The sequence below is a fragment of the Nocardioides pacificus genome (assembly GCF_054775955.1).
In genome coordinates this window covers 1,024,841-1,045,638 of record NZ_BAAHCI010000005.1, presented here as the reverse complement: position 1 = coordinate 1,045,638, position 20,798 = coordinate 1,024,841, and the positions used below count along the sequence as shown (strand labels likewise).

22 protein-coding genes are annotated in these 20,798 nt (G+C 72.3%); 4 read left to right on the top strand and 18 right to left on the bottom strand.

Annotation, left to right across the window (positions count from 1 at the left end; translation table 11 throughout):
* Positions 1-9: 9 nt before the first annotated feature.
* From ACYU7L_RS07600 to ACYU7L_RS07575, 6 genes are all read right to left on the bottom strand, one after another.
* The gene (locus tag ACYU7L_RS07600) at positions 10-1,749 is read right to left on the bottom strand and encodes a bifunctional uroporphyrinogen-III C-methyltransferase/uroporphyrinogen-III synthase (protein WP_460794734.1); all 1,740 of its coding nucleotides are present in this window, start codon (positions 1,747-1,749) and stop codon (positions 10-12) included.
* Positions 1,746-2,705 (bottom strand): hydroxymethylbilane synthase, encoded by a 960-nt coding sequence (gene hemC, locus ACYU7L_RS07595; RefSeq protein ID WP_460794733.1) that lies wholly within the window; start codon positions 2,703-2,705, stop codon positions 1,746-1,748. Before hemC ends, ACYU7L_RS07600 begins: the two co-directional genes overlap by 4 nt.
* Positions 2,702-3,997, bottom strand: coding sequence for a glutamyl-tRNA reductase (locus ACYU7L_RS07590; RefSeq protein WP_460794732.1), 1,296 nt, complete (start codon positions 3,995-3,997; stop codon positions 2,702-2,704). Before ACYU7L_RS07590 ends, hemC begins: the two co-directional genes overlap by 4 nt.
* Complete coding sequence (locus tag ACYU7L_RS07585; protein ID WP_460794731.1) at positions 3,994-4,686, bottom strand: redox-sensing transcriptional repressor Rex; 693 nt, start codon at positions 4,684-4,686, stop codon at positions 3,994-3,996. The genes ACYU7L_RS07590 and ACYU7L_RS07585 overlap by 4 nt, the downstream gene beginning before the upstream one ends.
* A 193-nt stretch (positions 4,687-4,879) precedes the next feature.
* Positions 4,880-5,131, bottom strand: coding sequence for a glutaredoxin family protein (locus ACYU7L_RS07580; protein ID WP_460794730.1), 252 nt, complete (start codon positions 5,129-5,131; stop codon positions 4,880-4,882).
* 13 nt (positions 5,132-5,144) lie between these two features.
* Positions 5,145-6,728 carry a class I adenylate-forming enzyme family protein gene (locus ACYU7L_RS07575; protein WP_460794729.1) on the bottom strand — a complete coding sequence of 528 codons (1,584 nt, stop codon included), beginning with the start codon at positions 6,726-6,728 and terminating at the stop codon, positions 5,145-5,147.
* An 87-nt stretch (positions 6,729-6,815) separates the two neighbouring features.
* Between ACYU7L_RS07575 and ACYU7L_RS07570 the strand changes: the two genes are divergently transcribed.
* The 3 genes from ACYU7L_RS07570 to ACYU7L_RS07560 all read left to right on the top strand — a co-directional run bounded on the left by ACYU7L_RS07570 (position 6,816) and on the right by ACYU7L_RS07560 (position 10,063).
* Positions 6,816-7,721: an HAD family hydrolase gene (locus tag ACYU7L_RS07570; RefSeq protein WP_460794728.1), complete on the top strand. Its 906-nt coding sequence runs from the start codon at positions 6,816-6,818 to the stop codon at positions 7,719-7,721.
* Between the two features lie 145 nt (positions 7,722-7,866).
* Positions 7,867-8,697, top strand: a complete 831-nt coding sequence (locus tag ACYU7L_RS07565) for a sigma-70 family RNA polymerase sigma factor (RefSeq protein WP_460794727.1) — start codon at positions 7,867-7,869, stop codon at positions 8,695-8,697.
* Between the two features lie 154 nt (positions 8,698-8,851).
* Positions 8,852-10,063 carry a DUF5667 domain-containing protein gene (locus ACYU7L_RS07560; RefSeq protein WP_460794726.1) on the top strand — a complete coding sequence of 404 codons (1,212 nt, stop codon included), beginning with the start codon at positions 8,852-8,854 and terminating at the stop codon, positions 10,061-10,063.
* 35 nt (positions 10,064-10,098) lie between these two features.
* Here ACYU7L_RS07560 and ACYU7L_RS07555 read toward each other — a convergent pair whose 3' ends face one another.
* The 6 genes from ACYU7L_RS07555 to ACYU7L_RS07530 all read right to left on the bottom strand — a co-directional run bounded on the left by ACYU7L_RS07555 (position 10,099) and on the right by ACYU7L_RS07530 (position 14,677).
* Positions 10,099-10,590 carry a hypothetical protein gene (locus ACYU7L_RS07555; RefSeq protein ID WP_460794725.1) on the bottom strand — a complete coding sequence of 164 codons (492 nt, stop codon included), beginning with the start codon at positions 10,588-10,590 and terminating at the stop codon, positions 10,099-10,101.
* 53 nt (positions 10,591-10,643) lie between these two features.
* A complete protein-coding gene (locus tag ACYU7L_RS07550; protein ID WP_460794724.1) occupies positions 10,644-11,822 on the bottom strand; it encodes a 1-acyl-sn-glycerol-3-phosphate acyltransferase in 1,179 nt (392 codons plus the stop codon).
* Positions 11,815-12,855 carry an NAD-dependent epimerase/dehydratase family protein gene (locus ACYU7L_RS07545; RefSeq protein WP_460794723.1) on the bottom strand — a complete coding sequence of 347 codons (1,041 nt, stop codon included), beginning with the start codon at positions 12,853-12,855 and terminating at the stop codon, positions 11,815-11,817. The genes ACYU7L_RS07550 and ACYU7L_RS07545 overlap by 8 nt, the downstream gene beginning before the upstream one ends.
* Positions 12,856-12,862: 7 nt before the next feature.
* Entirely contained in the window at positions 12,863-12,964 is a 102-nt protein-coding gene (locus ACYU7L_RS07540; RefSeq protein WP_008356322.1) for a 30S ribosomal protein bS22, read from the bottom strand.
* A gap of 149 nt (positions 12,965-13,113) precedes the next feature.
* On the bottom strand, positions 13,114-13,320 hold the full coding sequence (locus tag ACYU7L_RS07535) for a helix-turn-helix domain-containing protein (RefSeq protein ID WP_460794722.1): 207 nt from the start codon (positions 13,318-13,320) through the stop codon (positions 13,114-13,116).
* A gap of 169 nt (positions 13,321-13,489) precedes the next feature.
* Positions 13,490-14,677 carry an acetoin utilization protein AcuC gene (locus ACYU7L_RS07530; protein WP_460794721.1) on the bottom strand — a complete coding sequence of 396 codons (1,188 nt, stop codon included), beginning with the start codon at positions 14,675-14,677 and terminating at the stop codon, positions 13,490-13,492.
* A 111-nt stretch (positions 14,678-14,788) separates the two neighbouring features.
* Between ACYU7L_RS07530 and trpS the strand changes: the two genes are divergently transcribed.
* Positions 14,789-15,769 (top strand): tryptophan--tRNA ligase, encoded by a 981-nt coding sequence (gene trpS, locus ACYU7L_RS07525; protein ID WP_460794720.1) that lies wholly within the window; start codon positions 14,789-14,791, stop codon positions 15,767-15,769.
* A 170-nt stretch (positions 15,770-15,939) separates the two neighbouring features.
* On the opposite strand, the gene proC is transcribed toward trpS, so the two are convergent.
* The 6 genes from proC to ACYU7L_RS07495 all read right to left on the bottom strand — a co-directional run bounded on the left by proC (position 15,940) and on the right by ACYU7L_RS07495 (position 20,782).
* Positions 15,940-16,743, bottom strand: coding sequence for a pyrroline-5-carboxylate reductase (proC, locus tag ACYU7L_RS07520; RefSeq protein WP_460794719.1), 804 nt, complete (start codon positions 16,741-16,743; stop codon positions 15,940-15,942).
* A gap of 73 nt (positions 16,744-16,816) precedes the next feature.
* Positions 16,817-17,767 (bottom strand): proline dehydrogenase family protein, encoded by a 951-nt coding sequence (locus tag ACYU7L_RS07515; RefSeq protein ID WP_460794718.1) that lies wholly within the window; start codon positions 17,765-17,767, stop codon positions 16,817-16,819.
* 50 nt (positions 17,768-17,817) lie between these two features.
* Positions 17,818-18,555, bottom strand: a complete 738-nt coding sequence (locus ACYU7L_RS07510) for an ABC transporter permease (RefSeq protein WP_460794717.1) — start codon at positions 18,553-18,555, stop codon at positions 17,818-17,820.
* Complete coding sequence (locus ACYU7L_RS07505) at positions 18,552-19,274, bottom strand: ABC transporter ATP-binding protein (protein ID WP_460794716.1); 723 nt, start codon at positions 19,272-19,274, stop codon at positions 18,552-18,554. The genes ACYU7L_RS07510 and ACYU7L_RS07505 overlap by 4 nt, the downstream gene beginning before the upstream one ends.
* Before the next feature lie 78 nt (positions 19,275-19,352).
* The gene (locus ACYU7L_RS07500) at positions 19,353-19,988 is read right to left on the bottom strand and encodes a TetR/AcrR family transcriptional regulator (RefSeq protein WP_460794715.1); all 636 of its coding nucleotides are present in this window, start codon (positions 19,986-19,988) and stop codon (positions 19,353-19,355) included.
* Positions 19,985-20,782, bottom strand: a complete 798-nt coding sequence (locus ACYU7L_RS07495; RefSeq protein ID WP_460794714.1) for a sugar phosphate isomerase/epimerase family protein — start codon at positions 20,780-20,782, stop codon at positions 19,985-19,987. Before ACYU7L_RS07495 ends, ACYU7L_RS07500 begins: the two co-directional genes overlap by 4 nt.
* Positions 20,783-20,798: the final 16 nt, after the last annotated feature.

The following is a 20,798-nucleotide window of genomic DNA, read 5'->3' as shown; positions in this document are numbered from 1 at the left end:
AGCCCACCGTCACGAGGTGGTCGCCTTGCGTCGCGTCGAGGCCTTGCGGTCCGAGGGGCGCGTGACCGGCTGGCCGGACTCCACCATCGCCGCGCGACGGGCCGCACCGAAGTCGGCCAGCGCGTCGGCCAGCACCTCGACCGAGGGCGAGGGCGCCAGCACGTCGACCCGCAGGCCGTGCTCCTCGGCCGTCTTGGCCGTGGCCGGGCCGATGACCGCGATGATCGTCGACGGGTGCGGCTTGCCGGCGATGCCGACCAGGTTGCGCACCGTCGAGGACGAGGTGAAGACGACCGCGTCGAACTTGCCGGTCTTGATCGCGTCACGGGTCGGCGCCGGCGGCGGCGTCGCGCGCACCGTGCGGTAGGCCGTGACGTCGTCGCACTCCCAGCCGAGGTCGATCAGGCCGGCGACGAGGTTCTCCGTCGCGATGTCGGCGCGCGGCAGGAAGACCCGGTTGATCGGGTCCAACAGCTCGTCGTACGGCGGCCAGTCGGCCAGCAGCCCGGCAGCCGACTGCTCACCCGAGGGCACCAGGTCGGCGCGCAGGCCCCAGGCGGCGATGGCGGCCGCGGTCTTGTCGCCGACGGCCGCGATCTTGAGCCCGGAGAAGGCGCGGGCGTCGAGGCCGTACTCCTCGAACTTCTCGCGCACCGCGCGCACCGCGTTGACCGAGGTGAACGCGATCCACTCGTAGCGGCCCTCGACGAGACCGCGCACGGCCTTGTCCATCTGCTGCGGGTTGCGCGGCGGCTCCACCGAGATCGTGGGCACCTCCTCGGGCACCGAGCCATAGCTGCGCAGCCGCTGCGAGAGCGAGCCCGCCTGCTCCTTGGTGCGGGGCACCAGGACGCGCCAGCCGAAGAGCGGCTTGTTCTCGAACCACGACAGGGTCCCGCGCAGGTCGACGACGTCGCCGATGACGGTGACCGCCGGCGGGGCGATGCGGGCGGCCCGCGCGTCGGCGCCGATCTGCTCGAGCGTCGAGGTGATCGTCGCCTGGTCGGTGGTCGTGCCGACCCGCGTCATCGCGACCGGGGTCCGCGGCGAGCGACCGGCGTCGATGAGCGCCTGGGCGATCTCCGCGATCGAGCCGACGGCCGAGAGCAGCACCAGCGTGCGGTCGTCGGCGTAGCGGCTCCAGTCGACCTTCTCGCCACAGGTGACGACGGCCATCTCGCGGTTGTTCTTGGTGGTCAGCGGGATGCCGGCGTAGGCCGGGACCGCGCTGACCGACGAGACGCCGGGGACGATCTCGAAGCCGAGCCCCGCCTTGACGCAGGCCTGCGCCTCCTCGGGACCGGAGGCGTAGACGAACGGGTCGCCCGCCATCAGCCGGACCACGCGGGCGCCGGTCTTGGCCTTCTTGACCACGACCTTGGCGCGGGCCGCGTGGGTGAGCGGCTGGCCGTCCTCGCCGAAGCCGCCGTCCACGAGCACCGGGCCCTGCGGGTCGACCTCGTTGCCGTTCTCGTCGAGGGTCGGCTCGGGCAGCCCGAGCACCGTTCGGACCAGTGCGGCGTGCTCGGGGACCTCGGTCACGACGACCTCGGCCTCGCGCAGCAGCTCCACCGCGCGCACCGTGAGCAGACCGGGGTCACCGGGGCCACTGCCGACGAACGACACCCAGCCACGCAGCGCCGAGGGCGCGCCCGGGTGGGTGCCGCCCAGCGGGCTCACCCCTCCGGTCGTGCCGGGAGCCGATCCGTTGACGGACGAATCGGAACTGGTGATCTTTCCTCGAGTCATGCGTGCTGCCTCTTCGCTGGTGTGTCGATCAGTTCGGCTGCGCCTTCGGCGAGCATGTCGGTGGCCAACCGCGTCCCGAGAGCCACTGCCTCGGCCGGGGACCCGGTCGCAGACATTCGTACGGCGAGCGCCCCGTCGCCCGACAGGGCCACGGCACGGATCCAGAGCTCGTCGCCCTCCTCGCCCTCGACGACCTCCGCCAGGGCACCGACCGGGGCCGAGCACCCGGCCTCCAAGGTGGCCAGCACCGCGCGCTCGGCGTCGATCGCCGCCCGCGTGGTGGGGTCCTCGAGCTGGGCAAGAGCGGCCAGCAGGTCGGTGTCGTCGGCGCGGCACTCGATCGCGAGCGCTCCCTGACCAGGAGCGGGCAGCATCTGCAGCGGGTCGATCGCCTCGGTGATGACACCGAGTCGGCCGATCCTCGCGAGCCCGGCCCGGGCCAGCAGCACCGCATCCACCTCCCCGGAGGTGACCTTGCCGATCCGGGTGTCCACGTTGCCACGGATCCCGACGATCTGCACGCCGAGGCCCAGGGCCGCGAGCTGGGCCACGCGGCGCGGCGAGCCGGTGGCGACCTTGGAGCCCGCGGGCAGCTCGCCCAGGGTCAGGCCGTCGCGGGCGACGAGCACGTCGCGCGGGTCCTCTCGCGGTGGCACGGCGGCCAGCGCGATGCCGGCCTCCGGATAGGTCGGGATGTCCTTGAGGGAGTGCACGGCCACGTCCACCTCCCCGGCGAGCAGGGCGTCGCGCAGCGCGCTGACGAAGACGCCGGTGCCGCCGAGCTGGGCGAGCGGGGAGCGGTTGACGTCGCCCTCGGTCGAGACGTGGACCAGCTCGACCTCGCGGCCGAGCCGCTCGCGGATCATGTCCGCGACCATCCCGGACTGGGTGGTGGCCAGCAGCGAGGCGCGGGTGCCGAGCCGCACGACCTTCGTGCTCGGGTGGGATGCACTCATTCGAGTCCCTCCGGTCGGGTGACGGCGTCGACCGCCTCGGGATCGAGCGCGAAGAGCTCGGCCAGCGCCGCGGCGTAGGAGACCGCGCCGGTCTCGTTGGCGAGCTCCTTGACCCGGACGGTCGGCTCGTGGAGCAGCTTGTCGGCCACGCGGCGTACGGCGTGGAGGACCTCGGCGCGGTGGGTCGGGTCGAGGTCGGGCAGGCGCCCGTCGAGGCGGGCGATCTCGGCGTCCACCACGGAGGTGGCCATCGTGCGCAGCGCGACCACGGTCGGGGTGACGCTGGCCTGACGACGGGCGGAGACGAAGGCCGAGACCTCCTGCTGCACGATCCGGCGCACGCCCGCGACCTCGCGGCCGGCCTCCGTGTCGTGGAGCTCCTCGGCCAGCTGGCGCAGGCCGACCAGGCTCACGCCGGGCAGCTCGGTCACCAGCGGGTCGACGTCGTGGGGCAGCGCGAGGTCGACGAGGACCATCGGCTGCGTGGCCCCGGCACGGGCCTGCTCGAGCATCGGCCGGGTGATGATCACGCCGGCGGCGCCCGTGCAGGAGATCACCAGGTCGGCGGCGGCCAGCTCGTCGTCGAGGTGGGCGAGGGAGCGGGTGCGGGCGCCGTACTGCTCGGCGAGACGCTCGGCCTTGTCCGGGGTCCGGTTGACGACCGCGATGTCGCCGGCGCCCATCCGGGACACGGTCGCCGTCGCGAGGGAGGCCATCGAGCCGGCGCCCACGACCACCACCCGCTTGCTCGCGACCGTGCCGATGCGCGCCGTGGCCCGCTCGAGGCCGGCGGTGACCAGCGAGGGCGCGGCCCGGTCGATGTCGGTCTCCGCGTGCGAGCGCTTGCCGACGCGCAGCGCCTGCTGGAAGAGCACGTTGAGGGCGGGCCCGACCGTGCCGAGCTCCTGGCCCAGGCGCAGGGCGTCGCGGGTCTGACCGAGGATCTGGCTCTCGCCGACGACCATCGAGTCGAGTCCGGCCGCCACCTGGAAGAGGTGGGAGACCGCTCCGTCGTCGTAGTGCACGTAGAGGTGCGGCAGCATCGACTCGGTGCTGACCCCGGCCCGCTCGATGAGCAGCCGCGAGACGTCCTCGACGCTGCCGTGGAAGCGGTCGACGTCGGTGTAGATCTCCAGCCGGTTGCACGTCGAGATCACGGTCGCCTCGGTGACGTGCTCGCAGCTGGTGATGTCGCCGATCAGCTTGGTGACGCCGTCGCCGTCGAGGGCGATGCGCTCGAGCACCGAGACCGGAGCCGACCGGTGGGACACCCCCACGACCAGGACACTCATGCGAACTCCCCCTGGACCGAGCGCTCGACCTGCATCGAGGGCGACTTGCGCTGCTGGTGGTAGGCGAGGATCTGGAGCTCCATCGAGAGGTCGACCTTGCGGACGTCCACGCCCGCCGGGACCGACAGGACGGTGGGGGCGAAGTTGAGGATGCTGCTGATGCCGACGGCCACCATCCGGTCGGCGACGCTCTGCGAGGCCGCGGCCGGGGTGGCGATGACGCCGATGGCCACTCCCTGCTCGACCACGATGCGCTCGAGGTCCTCGATCGGACGGACCTCGAGCCCGGCGACCACCTCGTCGTACTGCCCGGGGTCGGCGTCGAGGAGCGCCACGACGCGGAAGCCGCGGGTGCGGAAGCCCGAGTAGTTGGCCAGGGCGTGACCGAGGTTGCCGATGCCGACGATGATGACCGGCCAGTCCTGGGTCAGTCCGATCTCACGCGAGATCTGGTAGCGCAGGTAGGCCACGTCGTAGCCGACCCCGCGAGTGCCGTAGCTGCCGAGGTGGGACAGGTCCTTGCGCAGCTTGGCGCTGTTGACGCCGGCGGCGTTCGCCAGGTCCTCGCTGGAGCACGTGGCGGTCCCCTGCTCGGCGAGCGTCGCGAGTGCCCGCAGATAGATCGGCAGACGAGCGACGGTCGCTTCGGGAATGTCCCGGGCTGAGTCGGGGGAGGTCCGTGGGGTCACTGCTCTCGTCTCCAGTCGCACGAGACCGGCCTGGCAGTTTCCGGTCGTGGCACCGTGCGGCTCGATCACTGTAGGAGTTTGTGAACGTGAGAACAAACCGAGGGACGCTCGGGCCTAGCACATGTGAGATGACCCACCCGGACCGGGTCCCCGTCTCAACAGTCGGCCCCCGAAGCGGCACGCGGCCGCGGGCTCACGCGGTGAGGGCCGCCCGGAGCCGGTCGGCGCTCACCCTCCAGAAGTCGTGCTGGCGCCCGTCGACCAGCGTCACCGGGATCTCCTCGCCGTACCGGTCGGTCAGCGCGGGGTCCTCGTCGATGTCGATCTCGTCGAAGCGCTCCCCCAGCTCGGCGCACACCTGCTGGACGACGACGCGGGCCTCGTCGCACAGGTGGCAGCCGGGCCGGGTGTAGAAGGTGACCCGGGCCTCCCCCGCCCCGCTCACTGCGACCCCCCGCTCACTCCAGCAGACCCGTCGCGCGGCGCCGCTCGGTCATCCGCACCCGTCCCCGCTGGATCCGGCCGCTCGCCGTCTGCGGGAGCTCGTCGACGACCTCCACCCGCACCGGCTGCTTGAAGCGGGCCAACCGCTCGGCGCAGTGGGCGAGCACGGCCGACTCGACCTCCGCCGGGGCGGCGCCCGCCGCCCGGACATAGGCGACGACGGCCTCGCCGGTCGCCTCGTCAGGTACGCCGATCACGGCGGCGCCGCTCACCCCCGCGACCTCGGAGACGACGTCCTCGACCTCGCCGGGATAGACGCTGAACCCCGAGACGACGATGACGTCGCCGGCCCGGTCGACCAGGAAGAGGTCGCCCGACGCCTCGAGGAACCCGAGGTCGCCGGTGCCCCACCAACCGTCGTCGCGCGGCCCGTCGGAGCCGTCGGGCCAGTAGCCGCTGAAGAGGTTGTCGCCCCGGATCTCGATCTCCCCGGGGTCGTCGCCCGAGGGGGTGGAGCCGGTCTCGTCGACGAGCCGCATCTCCACACCCGGGACCGCCGCGCCGACCGATCCGTGCGGCGCCTGGGCGGAGGAGCCTGCGGGACGGATGAGCGTGCTGGTGACGACTGGCGCGGCCTCGGTGAGTCCGTAGCCCTGGTGGACCGGCACGCCCGACAGCTCGGTGAACCGCTCCATCGTCTCGGCCGCCAGCGGAGCGGAGCCCGACAGGACCACGCGCGCCGACCGCATCCGTCTGCCCAGGTCCGGGACCCGCAGCCAGTGCGGGAACACCGGCGGGGCGACCGGCACCACCGTGACGCCCTCGCGCTCGATGACGTCGAGGACCCCCGAGGGGTCGAAGCGCTCGACGAGCACCAGCCGCGCCCCGTGGCGCAGGGCCCCGCCGAGCACGGCGTTGAGCCCGTAGACATGGAAGAGGGGGAGCACGCCGAGCAGCACGTCGTCACCGCGGATCATCGCCGGCTCGACGGCGGCGAGCTGCTCGATGTTGGCCGCCAGCGCCCGGTGGCTGAGCATCGCCGCGCGCGGGTGCCCCGCCGTACCTCTCGTATAGAGGAGGACCGCCAGGGACTCCGGGTCCTGCACCGGCAGCCGCGCCCCCGGATCTCCGGCGACGAGGTCGTCGTAGGAACGCTCGTCGGGCGCCGGGGCGGCGCCGACCGCCACCACCCGAGGCGGGACCGCCCCCTCCAGAGCGGCCCCCTCCAGTCCGGCCACTGCCCCGCGGACGGCGGTGAGGGTGTCGCCGTCGGCCACCACCAGCCGGGCGCCGCAGTCCTCGAGGATCCGGGCCAGCTCCTCGGCGCCCGTGGTGGGGTTGACCGGTACGGCGACGAGCTGCGCGCGCAGCACACCGAGATAGGCGGTGACGAACTCGATCCGGTTCCCGAGGCTGATCAGCACCCGCTGGCCGCCGACCAGCCCGGCCGCTCCCAGTCCGCTCGCGACGCGGGCGACCTCGTCGTCGAGCTCGGCATAGCTGCGGGTGCGTCCGCTGGAGTCCACCAGCGCGGGACGGTCGGGGGTCTCCTGCGCTGCGCGGGAGAGGAGCTCGGACACGTCCGTGATCGCAGACATGGACGCAAGCCTCCCACAGTCCGTCCGGCGAGCAAGCGGCCGTCATAGGGCTCCCGCAGACGGTGCCGTGGGGCTACGCTCCCCACCGTGACGCCTCCGCCCGGTGACAAGCACAAGCGCCCGCTCCCACGGGACCTGCGCCTGCGCTCGACCCTCGCCGGTGAGGCGGCTGCGTCGGCGACCGAGGTCGAGAACGCCCTGTCGACCCCGGCGGATCCCGCAGCCGCGGCCTTCTTCGACGTCGACAACACGGTCATGCAGGGCGCGAGCATCTTCCACCTGGCCCGCGGGCTGCACCGACGCGAGTTCTTCACCACGCGCGAGATCCTCGGCGCGGCCTGGAAGCAGACCTACTTCCGCCTGGTCGGCGTGGAGGATCCCGAGCACGTCGCGGAGGCCCGCGCCTCGGCCCTGTCCTTCATCGCCGGCCACACCGTCGCGGAGCTCGAGTCGCTGGGCGAGGAGATCTTCGACGAGGGGATGGCGCACCGGATCTGGCCCGGCACCCGGGCGCTCGCGCAGATGCACCTCGACCAGGGCCAACGCGTCTGGCTGGTCACCGCCGCACCCATCGAGATCGCCTCGATCATCGCCCGCAGGCTCGGCCTCACCGGGGCGATGGGCACGGTGTCCGAGCACGTGGACGGCGTCTACACCGGCCGGCTGGTCGGCGACCTCCTGCACGGGCCGGCCAAGGCCGAGGCGATCAAGGCCCTCGCCGAGCGCGAGGACCTCGACCTGAGTCGCTGCTCGGCCTACAGCGACTCGGCCAACGACCTGCCGATGCTCGCGCTGGTCGGCACCCCCGTCGCGATCAACCCGGACGCCCGGCTGCGCGCCCACGCGCGCGCCCACGGCTGGCGGATCCGCGACTATCGGACCGGTCGCAAGGCCGCCCGTCTCGGCCTCGTCGCCGGCGGGGTCGCCGGGGCCGCCAGCGGCGCGATCGCAGCCGGGCTCACCATGCGCGGGCGTCACCGACTGCTGCGCTGACCTGCGGCGACGCGATGTCCGGCGCCCCTCCGGTCGGCGGCTCGATTGGCGCCTCAATTGGCGGTGGCCGGTTCCCAAGGACGCCTGTGCGACCTACCCTGTAGGTCGGGCTTCCGGGGAGGGGCCGTCAGGGGAGGGTTCCACCATGCAGGCACGAGACGACGTCGCTCGCGGGCTCAGCGCCCTGCGCGCCGCGGTCGCCGCCGTCCTCGCGGACCCCCTCGGCCAGAGCCCCTTCAGCCAGGACCCGCTCCTCGCCACCGCCGGTCCCCTCGGCCGATCGCCGCGCGCGAGCGACCGGCTGCTGCTCTCCGAGGCCGCTGCCCGCGACGACGTCGGCGTCCAGGAGTCGAGCGAGACCACCGTCGGTCCGCCCGGGTACGACGACGCCGAGCTGGCCGCCTCCTCGGAGGAGGACGCCGCCGAGCGCACCCGGCTGATCGCGTTGGTGGAGCTGGCCCGCCAGGGCGACAAGGACGCCTTCGGGCTGCTCTACGACCACTACCACGGCTCGGTCTATCGCTTCCTCTTCTATCGCACCCGCTCGGTGACGCTCGCCGAGGACCTCACGTCCGAGACCTTCTTCCGGGCCCTGCGCAGCATGAACAACTTCCGTTGGCAGGGACGCGACTTCGGCGCCTGGCTGATGACGATCGCGCGCAACCTCACCACCGACCACTTCAAGGCCGGGCGGACCCGCCTGGAGCTGACCACCGAGGACATGGGGCTGCACGACGACGCGACCGAGGGGCCGGAGACCACCGTGCTCGCGACACTCACCAACGAGGCCCTCCTCGACGCGTTGAGGAAGCTGCCGGCCGAGCAGCAGGAGTGCCTGGTGATGCGCTTCCTGCAGGGCATGAGCATCGCCGAGACGGCCGCGGTCCTGGGCCGCAGCGACGGCGCCGTCAAGCAGCTGCAGCTGCGCGGGGTGCGCAACCTCGCCAAGCTGATGCCCGAGGGGATGCGCGACTGATGAGCATCCCGGCAGAGACCCGCCTCACAAACCTGGCGCGCGGCGTAACCTCCGGCGCCCACCCCTCGTTGGGGTGGACGTGGACGACCGCAGACTCCGACACCTTCGTCGGGCCGCGGCCGGGGAGCACCACTGCAACGACAGGACAGACGGCATGACACCCGCGTGGACGGCGCGCCGACGCGCCGACGAGTTCGACGCCCTGGTCGAGGACCGCTCGACCAGCGGCCTCGACAGCGCGCGCTACGCCGAGCTTCTCGAGGTCGTGGGAGCGGTGCGCTCCCTGCCCCGCCCCGAGCCCCGCCCCGACTTCTCGGCGTCCCTGCGCGAGCGACTGATGGCGGAGGCGGACACCGCGCTCCTCCCGCACGACCGGCAGGTCGAGGACCGTCTCGCCCTGCCCGTGCGCGACCGCAGCCGCCGCGACCGCCGACTCGCCGCCGCTGCCGGCGCCTTCGTGCTCGTCGGCGCCACGAGCTCGATGGCCGTGGCCTCCCAGGGCGCCCTGCCCGGCGAGACCCTCTATCCGATCAAGCGGGCGATCGAGGAGGTGCGCACCGACATCACCCTCGACGACACCGCCAAGGCGCACGCCCTGCTCGACAACGCCTCCGACCGCCTGCGCGAGGCCACCGAGCTGGCCGCGCACGGAGGACGCGGGCCCGACTCCGTGCCCGACACCCTCGACGACTTCAACGCCCAGGCGAGCCAGGGCTCCTCGATCCTGCTCGAGCAGTACACCGAGTCGGGCGACGAGCAGCACATCGATGACCTGCGCGACTTCACCGCCACCAGCATGTCCTCCCTGGCACTGCTCGAGGCAGCGCTGCCCGACGAGGCCGGCGAGGCCCTCCACGCGGCTGCGGAGAACGTGCAGCAGATCGACGCCCAGGCCGTGGCCGCGTGCCCGACCTGCGGCGAAGGGCTGGTGGCGATCCCGCAGGGTCTCTATGACGCCGGCCCGGTCCTCAGCGACCAGGACGACGCCCCGGCTCCGACCGCTCCGAGTCAGCAGGCCCGCCCCACGAAGAGCACGCCCAGCATCGGGATCCCCGACCTCACCCCGGGCGCTCTTCCCCCCGGCAGCCTCTCCGACCCCACCCAGGCACCCTCCCCCGGCGGCGCGCCCACGCAGGGTCCGACCACGTCCGGCCCCCTCACCACGATCGTGGGCGGCGACGACGACCCGGCCGAGAACCCCCTCGGGGCCCTGCTCTCACCTGTCACCAAGGCGGTCGACGAGCTGACCTCCGGACTCGGCATCGACCTCGGTCCGCTGCTCGGGCTCGGGAAGACGCAGCCGACCAAGCCCCCGAGCGATCCTCTGATCGCCCCCAAGGAGGACACCGACGGTCCGCTCGGCTGACGGCCCGCCGCCGCACGGGACCTCTCGGTGCGCACTCAGCGGGACAGCGAGTCGTTGACCAGGCCCGACCTCTCGAGGTCACGGCGGACAGCCTCAGGGATGTCCTCGGCGACGAAGACGTGCTCGCCGGAACCGCCCTCGGGGCCGCTCTCGGAACCGCTCTGGGGGACGGTCACGACGTGGGCGCTGTCGTAGCCGGGCAGCGACCACACGACGAGCTTGGCAGCGTCATCAGGGAAGTGGATGCCGATGGGGTCCCTGCCGGTGTCGTCGCACGCGGCCTGGTCGCCGACTCCGAGCTCGCGGCTCCGGTCGAACCGAGCGGCGTCCTCGGACGAAAGCTCTGGGGTGGGGGTCTCCACCTGCGCCGGGGGCGCACCCGTCTCGATGTAGACGACCCCGTCGTAGAGCACGGCATCAGCACAGTCGGCGGCCGCGATGGTGCCTGCGCACCCGCTGACAGACCCAGCCAGCACCAGCACGAGCACCGAGACAGCCGAGGGGGCGCTGACGCAGGGGTGGGCCATGGATCTAGGACGTGGCTCGAGCCGCGCGGGTTCCCGCGCCGAGGGCGCGGCTGTCAGCCGAAGATCGACGGGCGGTCCATCAGCAGCGTGTAGAGCGTCTGCTGGATCGTCTCGCGGACCTGGTCGGTCACGTTGAAGACGAGCATCGGGTCGTCGGCCGCGCCACTGTCATAGCTGTCGGTGCGCACGGGCTCGCCGAACTCCATGATCCACTTCGACGGCAGCGGCACCAGGCCCAGCGGGCCGAGCAGCGGGAACGTCGGGGTGATCGGGATGTAGGGCAGGCCGAGCACCCGGGCGAGCGTCGGCAGGTGGCCCACCATCGGGTAGATCTCCTCCGCCCCGACCACGGAGAGCGGGATGATCGGGACACCGGTGCGCAGAGCGGCCGAGACGAAGCCGCCGCGACCGAAGCGCTGGAGCTTGTAGCGCTCGGAGTAGGGCTTGCCGATGCCCTTGAAGCCCTCCGGCCAGACACCGACGAGCTCACCCCCGCCCAGCATCCGCTCGGCGTCGGCGTTGCAGGCCAGCGTGGCACCGGTCTTGCGGGCGAAGCTGCTGAAGCCGGGCAGCCGGAAGACCAGGTCTGCTCCGAGCGGGCGCAGGAAGCGGCCGGTGTGCTCGTGGATGCTGACCATCGTCATCAGCCCGTCCACGGGGACGGTGCCCGAGTGGTTGGACACCACGAGGGCGCCGCCCTCGGTGGGGATGTTGTCGATGCCGCGCACCTCGATGCGGAACCACTTCTCCGCGATCGGGCGCAGCGCCGCCAGGAAGAAGCGCTGGGTCAGCTCGGGGTCGAAGCCATACTCGTCGATGACATAGTCACCGGTCACGCGGCGACGCAGGAAGGCCAGGAAGCGGGCCAGCTGCGGCTCCCACTGCTCCCCCCAGAGGTCACGCGAGGCGTGCTGCACGGCCTCCAGCCAGTCGCCGGCCGGGATGCCGGGCAGCGGCTCGCGGTCCTGGGTGGTGATCGGGTCGCGGGGTCTCGAGGCACTGGCCGGTGCTCGCTCCTCCGCCACCGGGGAGGCCTTCGCACGGGCGGGCCTCCGTGCGCCCGGGGCGGGGCTCTTGGCTGCACTCTTCGGGGTGCTCTTCGGGGCGCTCTTCGCCGACCCTGTGCCGGCGCCGGTGCCGGCCAGGCCGCGGGCGGCGGCCGACGGGCGCTTGCCGGAGCCGCGGCCCTGCTGGCCGCGCGTTCCGATCGGGATGATCTCGGCGTCACCCATGCTGGCCTCCGGCGTGGTCGGACCCCTCGAGAGGGGCCAGCGAGCGGGACAGTCCGGCGAGCACCCGCTCGGCAGCGTTGCTGCCCGGGGCGAAGGAGGCTCCGAAGTCGGCGAACGCCTCGGCGGTGGTGAAGCGCGGCTCGAAGCCGAGCAGGTCGCGCATCCGGCTGGTGTCGACACCGCGACCGTAGGTCAGCAGCGCGATCTGCTCACGCGAGAGCTCCAGCAGGCGGGCCGAGCGGACCACCGAGCCGAGCTGCTCGAAGGCGATGCCCAGCACCGGTACGGCGGGGCGGCCGAGGCGTCGTACCGCCTGGGAGAGCAGCAGCACGCCGTCACCGGCGACGTTGAACGTGCCGGGAGTACCGGTGCGCACGGCGTGGCCGAGCACGTCGAGCAGGTCCTCCTCGTGGAGGAACTGCAGACGGGGATCGTGGCCGAGGACCGTGGGGATGACCGGGAGCCGGAAGTAGGCCGTCGTCGGGCTCATCACGTGCGGCCCGATCACGTTGGCGCAGCGCAGCGTGGTCACGCTCACGTCGGGTCGACGGCGCGCGAAACCGCGGACATAGCCCTCGACCTCGAGGGCGTCCTTGGCATAGCCCGAGCGAGGGATCCGCTTGGGCTCCATCTCCTCGGTGAACATCGCCGGGTCGCGGCTGCTCGCGCCGTACACCGTCGTCGTCGACTTCACGACCAGCTGCCGGAGCCCGGGGGCTCGCTGGCAGGCGGCGAGGAGCTGCATCGTCCCGATGACGTTGAGCTCCTTCATCGTGTGCCGACCGCCGGCGGGGCCGGGGGTCGAGATCACGCTCATGTGGACGACGGTGTCGACGTCCTCTTTGGCGATGATCTTCGCGATGACGGGGTTGCGGATGTCCGCGCGCACGAACGAGACGTTGCCGATGTCCCCCCGAGGGGGGACCACATCGACACCGATGACCCGATCGATCGTCGGATCGGCGGCCGCGGATCGCGCGAACCGTCTGCCGAGGTCTCGAGAGACCCCGGTGACGAGCACGACCCTGGGCACGGACCGACTACTTGCCGAGCTTGCGGCGCTGGACGCGCGTCTTCTTGAGCAGCTTGCGGTGCTTCTTCTTGGCCATACGCTTGCGCCGCTTCTTGATGACAGAACCCACGGGGAAACCTTTCACACGTCTGCGTCACTCCGGCTGGTGCCTGGAGGACCCCGACAGCCTAGCCGCCGGTGCACGCGCGACAGAATCGGGCGTGCCCCTGCTCACGATGTGGCGCGAGGCGGAGGCACGCGGGTGGTGGACGCCGGCGCTCAGCCGGCGTCGAAGAAGCTCTTGCGGAGGTACTCGTGGACGTCCTTCTCCACCACTCGGAACGAGCGGCCGACGCGCACCGCGGGCAGATCCCCGTTGTGGACGAGCCGATAGACGGTCATCTTCGAGACGCGCATCATCGTCGCGACCTCAGCAACGGTCAGGAACTTGACCTCGGAGATGTCCCCGGACGAGTTGCCAGCCATGGTGCACCGCACTTTCTGCAGCGCGCCACGAGCTTCCCCGCCCATGAACATCGCGCCGACTTCGTGAGAATAGGGCCTCATGTGACTGATGGGGAAGAGGGAGACTCACATTTTGTCCGTATTGCGGCGTGTCGGGTTGCTTTAATCGGAAACGAGGCTTCCGGAGCCCTCAGGGCATCGGGTCGAGGCCGTGCAGCGGGAACACCTGGGTACGGGTGGCATGGATGGCCCGGTCCAGCCAGGTCTCGGGGTCGTAGCCGTCCACCCAGCTGCGGTAGGCCGGCGTCCGCCCGTCGGTCATCCGGTGCGGTGCCGTGCGGCCCAGCGTCGTCGCGACGTGCTCGCGCCACTCGAGAGGCGTCTCGGTGTGGGGGTCCAGCGGACGCCCGCCCACGATCGCCAGCAGATGGGTCCAGGCGCGGGGCACGACGTCGACGATCGCATAGCCGCCACCCCCGGTGGCCACCCAGCGGCCGCCGGCCACCTCGTGGGCGAGGTCGTGCAGGGCCAGGTAGGTCGCGCGCTGACCGTCGACGGTCAGCATCAGGTGGGCCAGCGGGTCCTCGATGTGGGAGTCGCAGCCGTGCTGGGTGACCAGGACCTCGGGCTTGAACTCCTGCAGCAACGGAGGGACGACCGCGTGGAACGCGCGCAGCCACCCCGCGTCCGACGTACCCGGCGGCAGGGCGACGTTGACGGCCGTGCCGTGCGCGTCGCCGCCGCCGAGGTCCTGCGGGAAGCCGGTGCCGGGGAAGAGCATCTGCCCGGTCTCGTGCAGAGAGATCGTGAGCACCCGCGGGTCGTCCCAGAAGATCTTCTCGACACCGTCGCCGTGGTGCACATCGACGTCGACGTAGGCGACGCGCTCGGCTCCCTGGTCAAGGAGGTACTGGATGCCGACCGCGATGTCGTTGTAGAGGCAGAACCCGCTGGAGCGATCGCGCATCGCATGGTGGAGGCCGCCGGCGATGCTGGCGCTGTGCTGCGACTCGCCGCTCCACACCTGGCGGAAGGCCTCCAAGGTGGCGCCCACGACGTGGGCGCCGGCCACGTGCATGTCCTGGAAGACCGGGTTGTCGTCGCTGCCCAGCCCGTGCTGGAAGTCGACGCCCCCGTGCTTGCCGCAGTGCTCCAGCGCGGCGATGAGCGAGGGGTCGTGCACGGTCGCGATCTGCTCGGCCGTGGCCATCGGTGCGTCGACGAGGCGCACTCCCCCGGGGCCGGTCACCCCCAGCGCGGCCGCGAGCCGCATCGTGAGGTCGACGCGCACCGGCGACATCGGGTGCGTCGGCCCGAAGTCGTACTCCGTCAGACTCTGGTCGAACACGACCGTCGCAGGACCTCCACAGCCATCCATGATCGCGACCCTACCCCTGGGAAGCGCCCGCGCATGGGCGTCTCGTCGTACTATCCCGGCGGTTCGGCATTTCCTCCTGCTGCGCCCCCGGGCACGATCCCAGGAGAATCCATGACGACCTCTGCCGCGCGCCCGCGCACCCTGTCCCTGCTCAAGCCGAGCGGACGGCTCACGCTCGGCAACCTGCTGGGCGCGCTGCGCCCGATGGTGCGGGCCCAGGACGAGCAGGAGGGCTTCTACGGCGTCGCCGACCTGCACGCGCTCACGGTGCCGCACGACCCCGGCCGGCTGCGATCCCTGACGACCGAGCTCGCGACGATGCTGCTCGCCGTCGGCCTGGACCGCAGCACGCTGTTCATCCAGAGCCGGGTCAGCGCGCACGCGGAGATGGCCTACCTCCTCGAGTGCACGGCGCACACCGGCGAGCTGGCGCGGATGATCCAGTTCAGGGAGAAGGGGCGCGACCAGCCGGCGACCCGGGTCTCGCTGTACACCTACCCGGTGCTGATGGCCGCCGACATCCTGCTCTACCGGCCGGCGCAGGTGCCGGTCGGCGCGGACCAGCGCCAGCACGTCGAGCTGACGCGCGACCTCGCCCAGCGCTTCAACACGACCTACGGCCCGGTCTTCACGGTCCCCGAGATCACCACGCCTCCGGCCGGCGCACGGATCATGGACCTGCAGGACCCGACCGCCAAGATGGGCAAGTCCAACGCGGACAGCGCCGGCGTGATCCGGCTGCTCGACGGCGCGGACGTCGTACGACGCAAGGTGGCGCGCGCGGTCACCGACTCCGACACCGGCCCCGACGCCGTACGCCACGACCGGGAGACCAAGCCCGGTGTCACGAACCTGCTCGAGATCCTGTCCGCCTGCGGGGGCAGCGCCGCGGGCATCACGACGTACGGCGCGCTCAAGGAAGCCGTGACCGACGCCGTGGTGGCCGAGCTCGAGCCGCTCCAGGCGCGCTATGCCGAGCTGTCGGCGGACCTCGCCCACGTGTCCGCCGTCTTCGCCGACGGGGCCGAGCACTGCCGCACGGTCACGGCGCCGGTGCTGTCGGCGGCGAAGACGGCGGTCGGGCTGACCTGAGGGACTTCGGTCCCTGACGGGCGGTGCGCCGTACACCCCGCCCGCCGCGCCCCGCCCGCATGTAACGCGGGGTTATCCGACCTACCCAAGCGCCATTTCGCTGCGGTAGTTCCGATAACCCCGCGTTACATGTGGGTGGTACGGCGCGACGCGGCGCGGCTGGGCCCGCGTCAGCTGCCTTCGGCGAGGGCGCGGGAGCGGTCGCGGGCGGCCTCCATGGCGGTGAGGAACGCGGCGCGGACCTTGTGGTCCTCGAGCTCGCGCAGGGCGGCGGCGGTGGTTCCGCCGGGCGAGGTGACCTGCTCGCGCAGCACCGTGGGGTGGGTGCCGGTCTCGCGGAGCATCTTGCCGGAGCCGACGACCGTCTGGATGACCAGCTCGGTGGCGGTGGCGCGCGGGAGGCCGAGGTGGACGCCTGCCTCGATCATCGACTCGACGACGAAGAAGACATAGGCGGGCCCGGAGCCGGAGATCGCGGTGACCGCGTCCTGCTGCTTCTCGGGGATCCGCAGCACCTTGCCGGTGGAGGCCATCAGCGATTCGGCCTCCGCGAGGTGGCCGTCGTCGCAGTGCGAGCCGGGCGAGATCGCCGCCATCCCCTCGTCGACGAGGGCGGGGGTGTTGGGCATGACGCGGACGACGGCCACGCCGTCCGGGACGCGGGCCTCGATGAACGCCGTGGTGATGCCGGCGGCCAGGGAGACGATCAGCTGACCGGCACGCAGCTCGGGAGTGATCTCGGCCAGCACGTCGGCCATGTCCTGCGGCTTCACGACGAGGGCGAGCGTGTCGGCGCGCCGGGCCGCCTCGACGTTGCCGACCACGGCGACGCCGTACCGCTCCTCGAGCTCGCGGGCGCGCTCGGGGCGCTTCTCACCGACGAGGAGCTGGTCGACGCGCCGGCCGGCGCGGACCAGGCCGGAGAGCAGGGTCTCCCCCATCACTCCGGCGCCGATGATCGCGGTCTGCTTCATGTGCCTGCTTCCTGGGAGTGCCGGCGGGCCGGCGACGGGGTTCGGTGTACGGCGAGCCGCGTGCGCGCCGCGGTCAGTCCTTGCTGAGCAGCGACCGGAGGAAGAACGCCAGGTTGCGCGGGCGCTCGGCCAGTCGCCGCATCAGGTAGCCGTACCACTCCTGACCGTAGGGGACGTAGACCCGCACGGTCTCGCCGGTCTCGACCAGCCGACGCTGCTCCTCGGGCCGGATGCCGTAGAGCATCTGGAACTCGTAGGACCCCTGCGCGCGACCGGAGCGGCTGGCGAGCGCACCGGCGATGCGCAGCAGCCGCGGGTCGTGGGTGGCGACCATGGGGTAGCCCTGCCCGGCCATCAGCACCTTGAGGCAGCGGACGAAGGAGCGGTCCACCTCGAGGCTGTCCTGGAAGGCGACCTGCTCGGGCTCGTTGTAGGCGCCCTTGCACAGGCGCACCCGCGAGCCCTCGTAGGCGAGGTCGCGGCAGTCGCTCTCGGTGCGGCGCAGGTAGGCCTGGAGCACCGCACCGGTCTCGGGGAAGTCCTTGCGCAGGTCGCGCAGGATCGCGAGCGTCGAGTCGGTGGTCCGGTGGTCCTCCATGTCGACGGTGATCGTGGTGCCGGCGTTGCGGGCGGCCCGGCAGATCGTCCGCGCGTTCTCCAGCGCCACCCGGTGCCCGCCCTCGGGGGCGACGTCGCGCGGCAGCGCCTGGCCGATCGCGGACAGCTTGAGCGAGACCTCGGCGCTGCGTGCGAGCCCGCGCAGGGCGAGCTGCTCGAGGAGCTGGAGGTAGGCGTCGACGGTGGCCTGCGCCTGGGCGAGCTCCTCGGTGTCCTCACCCAGGTAGTCGAGGGAGACCTGCAGCCCGTCCTCGACGAGCTGGGCGGCGACCTCCACGGCGGCATCGAGCTGCTCGCCGGGGACGTAGCCGCGGACGATCTCCGCGGACCCGGGCAGCGTGGTCACGAGCCGCTTGACCCGTCCGCTGCGCGCGAGCAACAGCAGGGGCTGGCGAAGCACAGACATGGTCCTCCCTGGACAGCGGAGCCCGCGCGGGCGGCGGGCACCGCCCCAGGCTACGCCGTACGACGACGCAGGGTCCCGGCACCGAGGGCCAGCCCGGCCACCACGTAGAGCGCGACGACGGCGAGGTCGCGCCACACCTCGCCGGTGGCGGCGGTGGTCGTGAGCTCCGCCATCGCGTCCACCGCGAAGGACAGCGGCAGCACGTCGCCGACCGCCTCCAGCGTGGCCGGCATCGCCGGACGCGGCAGGATCAGCCCGCACAGCAGCAGCTGGGGGATGACCAGGGCCGGCATGAACTGCACCGCCTGGAACTCCGTGCGGGCGAAGGCCGAGACGAGCAGGCCCAGCGCCGTGCCCAGCAGCGCGTCGGTGACCGCGACCACGCCCAGCAGCCAGATCGGCCCCTGGATCTCGAGGTCGAGCAGCCCCACACTCAGCGAGACGGCGAGCACGGACTGGGCCGTGGCCACGATCCCGAACGCGATGGCATAGCCGAGCAGGAAGTCGAGGCGTCCCAACGGCATGGCGAGCAACCGCTCGAGGGTCCCGCTGGAGCGCTCGCGCAGGGTGGTCACCGAGGTCACCAGGAACATCACGGTGAAGGGGAAGACCGCCAGCAGGCCGGGCCCGATCCGGTCGAACGTCGCCGGGTCGGCATCGGCGAACATCCACCACAGCAGCGTCATCAGCACGCACGGCACGATCAGCAGCATCGCCAGCGTGCGGTGGTCGCGCCGGATCTGGGTGAGCACGCGGGCGGCCACCGCCCAGGTCACCCGCGGGCTCATCGCGCACCCCCGCCGGTCTCGACCAGGCGCAGGAACGCACCCTCGATGTCCGCGGCCCCTGTGCGGCGCAGCAGCGCATCAGGGGCGGCGTCGGCGATGATCCGGCCCTCGCGCATCAGCAGCAGCCGGTCGCAGCGCTCGGCCTCGTCCATCACGTGGCTCGACACCAGCACGGCCGCCCCTTCGTCGGCGAGCCGGTGGAAGACCGCCCAGAGGTCGCGGCGCAGCACCGGGTCGAGGCCCACGGTGGGCTCGTCGAGCACCAACAGGTCGGGGCTGCCCAGCAGGGCCACGGCGAGACTGACCCGGGAGCGCTGCCCGCCGCTGAGCCGGTTCACCAGTCGATCGCGGTAGTCGGTGAGGTCGACGGCCTCGACGCACCGGTCGACCTCGCGGGCGTCGAGGCCGAGGACGCGGGCGAAGAAGAGCAGGTTCTCGGCGACGCTGAGGTCGTCGTAGACGCTGGCGGCCTGGGTGACGTAGCCGATCCGGTCCCGCAGGGCGGCACTGCCGGCAGGCGCCCCCAGGACGGTGACCGTGCCCATGGCGTGGAGCTGGACACCGACGATCGTGCGCATCAGCGTCGTCTTGCCCGACCCGGAGGGGCCGAGCAGGCCGGTGACCTGACCCGGCACCACGGCGAAGTCGAGCCCTTTGAGGACCTCGACGCCTCCTCGGGTCACGGCCAGCCCCTCGGCCACCACAGCAGATTTCATCATGTGATGAATTGTGCTCCGATGACGCGGCAGCCGCAACCCCCGCGGCGGACTGGTCCGGTCGGGATCGACGAGGCGCGCTCAGCTGGGAAGGGGGCCGGTGAGATAGCCCTGCAGCACCGGCCCGTACGTCGCCACGACCAGGTCGGCGGGCATCGAGGCCAGCGGCTCCTGCTCCATCACGTAGCGCAGCACCAGCAGCCCGATCAGCTGCGACGCCACCAGCGCCGTACGGCGAGCAGGGTCGTCTACGGCCAGCGCCAGCCCGACCGGGCCGGCCACCATCCGCAGGAAGCCGTCGCGCACCAGCCGCTGCCCCGCCGGGTCGCCGATGCCGCGGATGATCGCCAGCAGCGGCAGCCGGTTGGCCTCGTCGTCCCACACCCCCAGGACCGTGCGCACGATCCGCTCCCCCGCACCGTCGGGTCCCCCCTCGATGACCGGCAGCATCGCGACACGCGGATCCATGGGCAGCTCGAGGGCGGCCACGAACAGGTCGTCCTTGGTCCGGAAGTAGTGGTGCACCAGCGCCGCGTCGACGCCGGCGTCCGCGGCGACCGCGCGGATCGTCGTACCCCCGTGGCCCTGGGCGGCGAAGAGCCGGCGGGCGGAGGCGAGGATCGCCGCCTTGGTGTCCGGGGCGCCCGGCCGGCGGCCCCGACGCGCGGGCTGACCGGCGGGCTGACCGGCGGGCTGACTGGCGGGGGTCGCGCTCACGGCGTGGTGACGCCGAGGTGCTGGCGGGCGAAGTCCAGCGACTCGACGAGGTCGCGCTCACGCTCGGCACGGTCGGCGGCGCGCCGGGTGTTGATCTCGAGGACCACGTGGCCGGAGAAGCCGGAGCCGGCCAGCTCGCGCAGCAGCTCGGCCGCGGGCATCACGCCCCGTCCGGGCACGAGGTGCTCGTCCTTGGCCGAGCCGGTGCCGTCGGTGAGGTGAAGGTGGCGCAGCCGGTCGCCGAGCCGGCGGGCCATCTCGATCGGGTCGTCATGGGCGATGGCCGCGTGGGAGAGGTCGAGGGTGGTGTTGTGGTAGTCCTCCTCCGACGGGTCGCGGCCGGGGAGGTACATCTCCATGCCGCGGCGCTGGGAGGCGCGCCAGGGATACATGTTCTCGACGGCGAAGGCGATCCCGGTCGACTCCTCGAGGGAGGCGATGCCCTCGACGAAGTCACGGGCATAGTCCTTCTGCCAGCGGAACGGCGGGTGCACCACGACCACGTCGGCGCCCACGGTCTCGGCCATCTCCGCCGAGCGCTGCAGCTTGCCCCACGGGTCGGTGCCCCAGACCCGCTGGGTGAAGAGCAGGCAGGGGGCGTGGACCGCGCAGATGGGGATCTCGTGGTGCTCAGAGAGCTGCTGGACCGCTGAGGTCTGCTGACTCAGGGCGTCGATGCCGACCATCACCTCGACCGCGTCGTAGCCCAGGGCCGCGGCGTAGGCGAACGCGTGCGCGGTCGACTCCGGATAGACCGACGCCGTCGAGAGGCCGACCAGCGGCGTACTGCTCACGCGATCACCTGCCTCC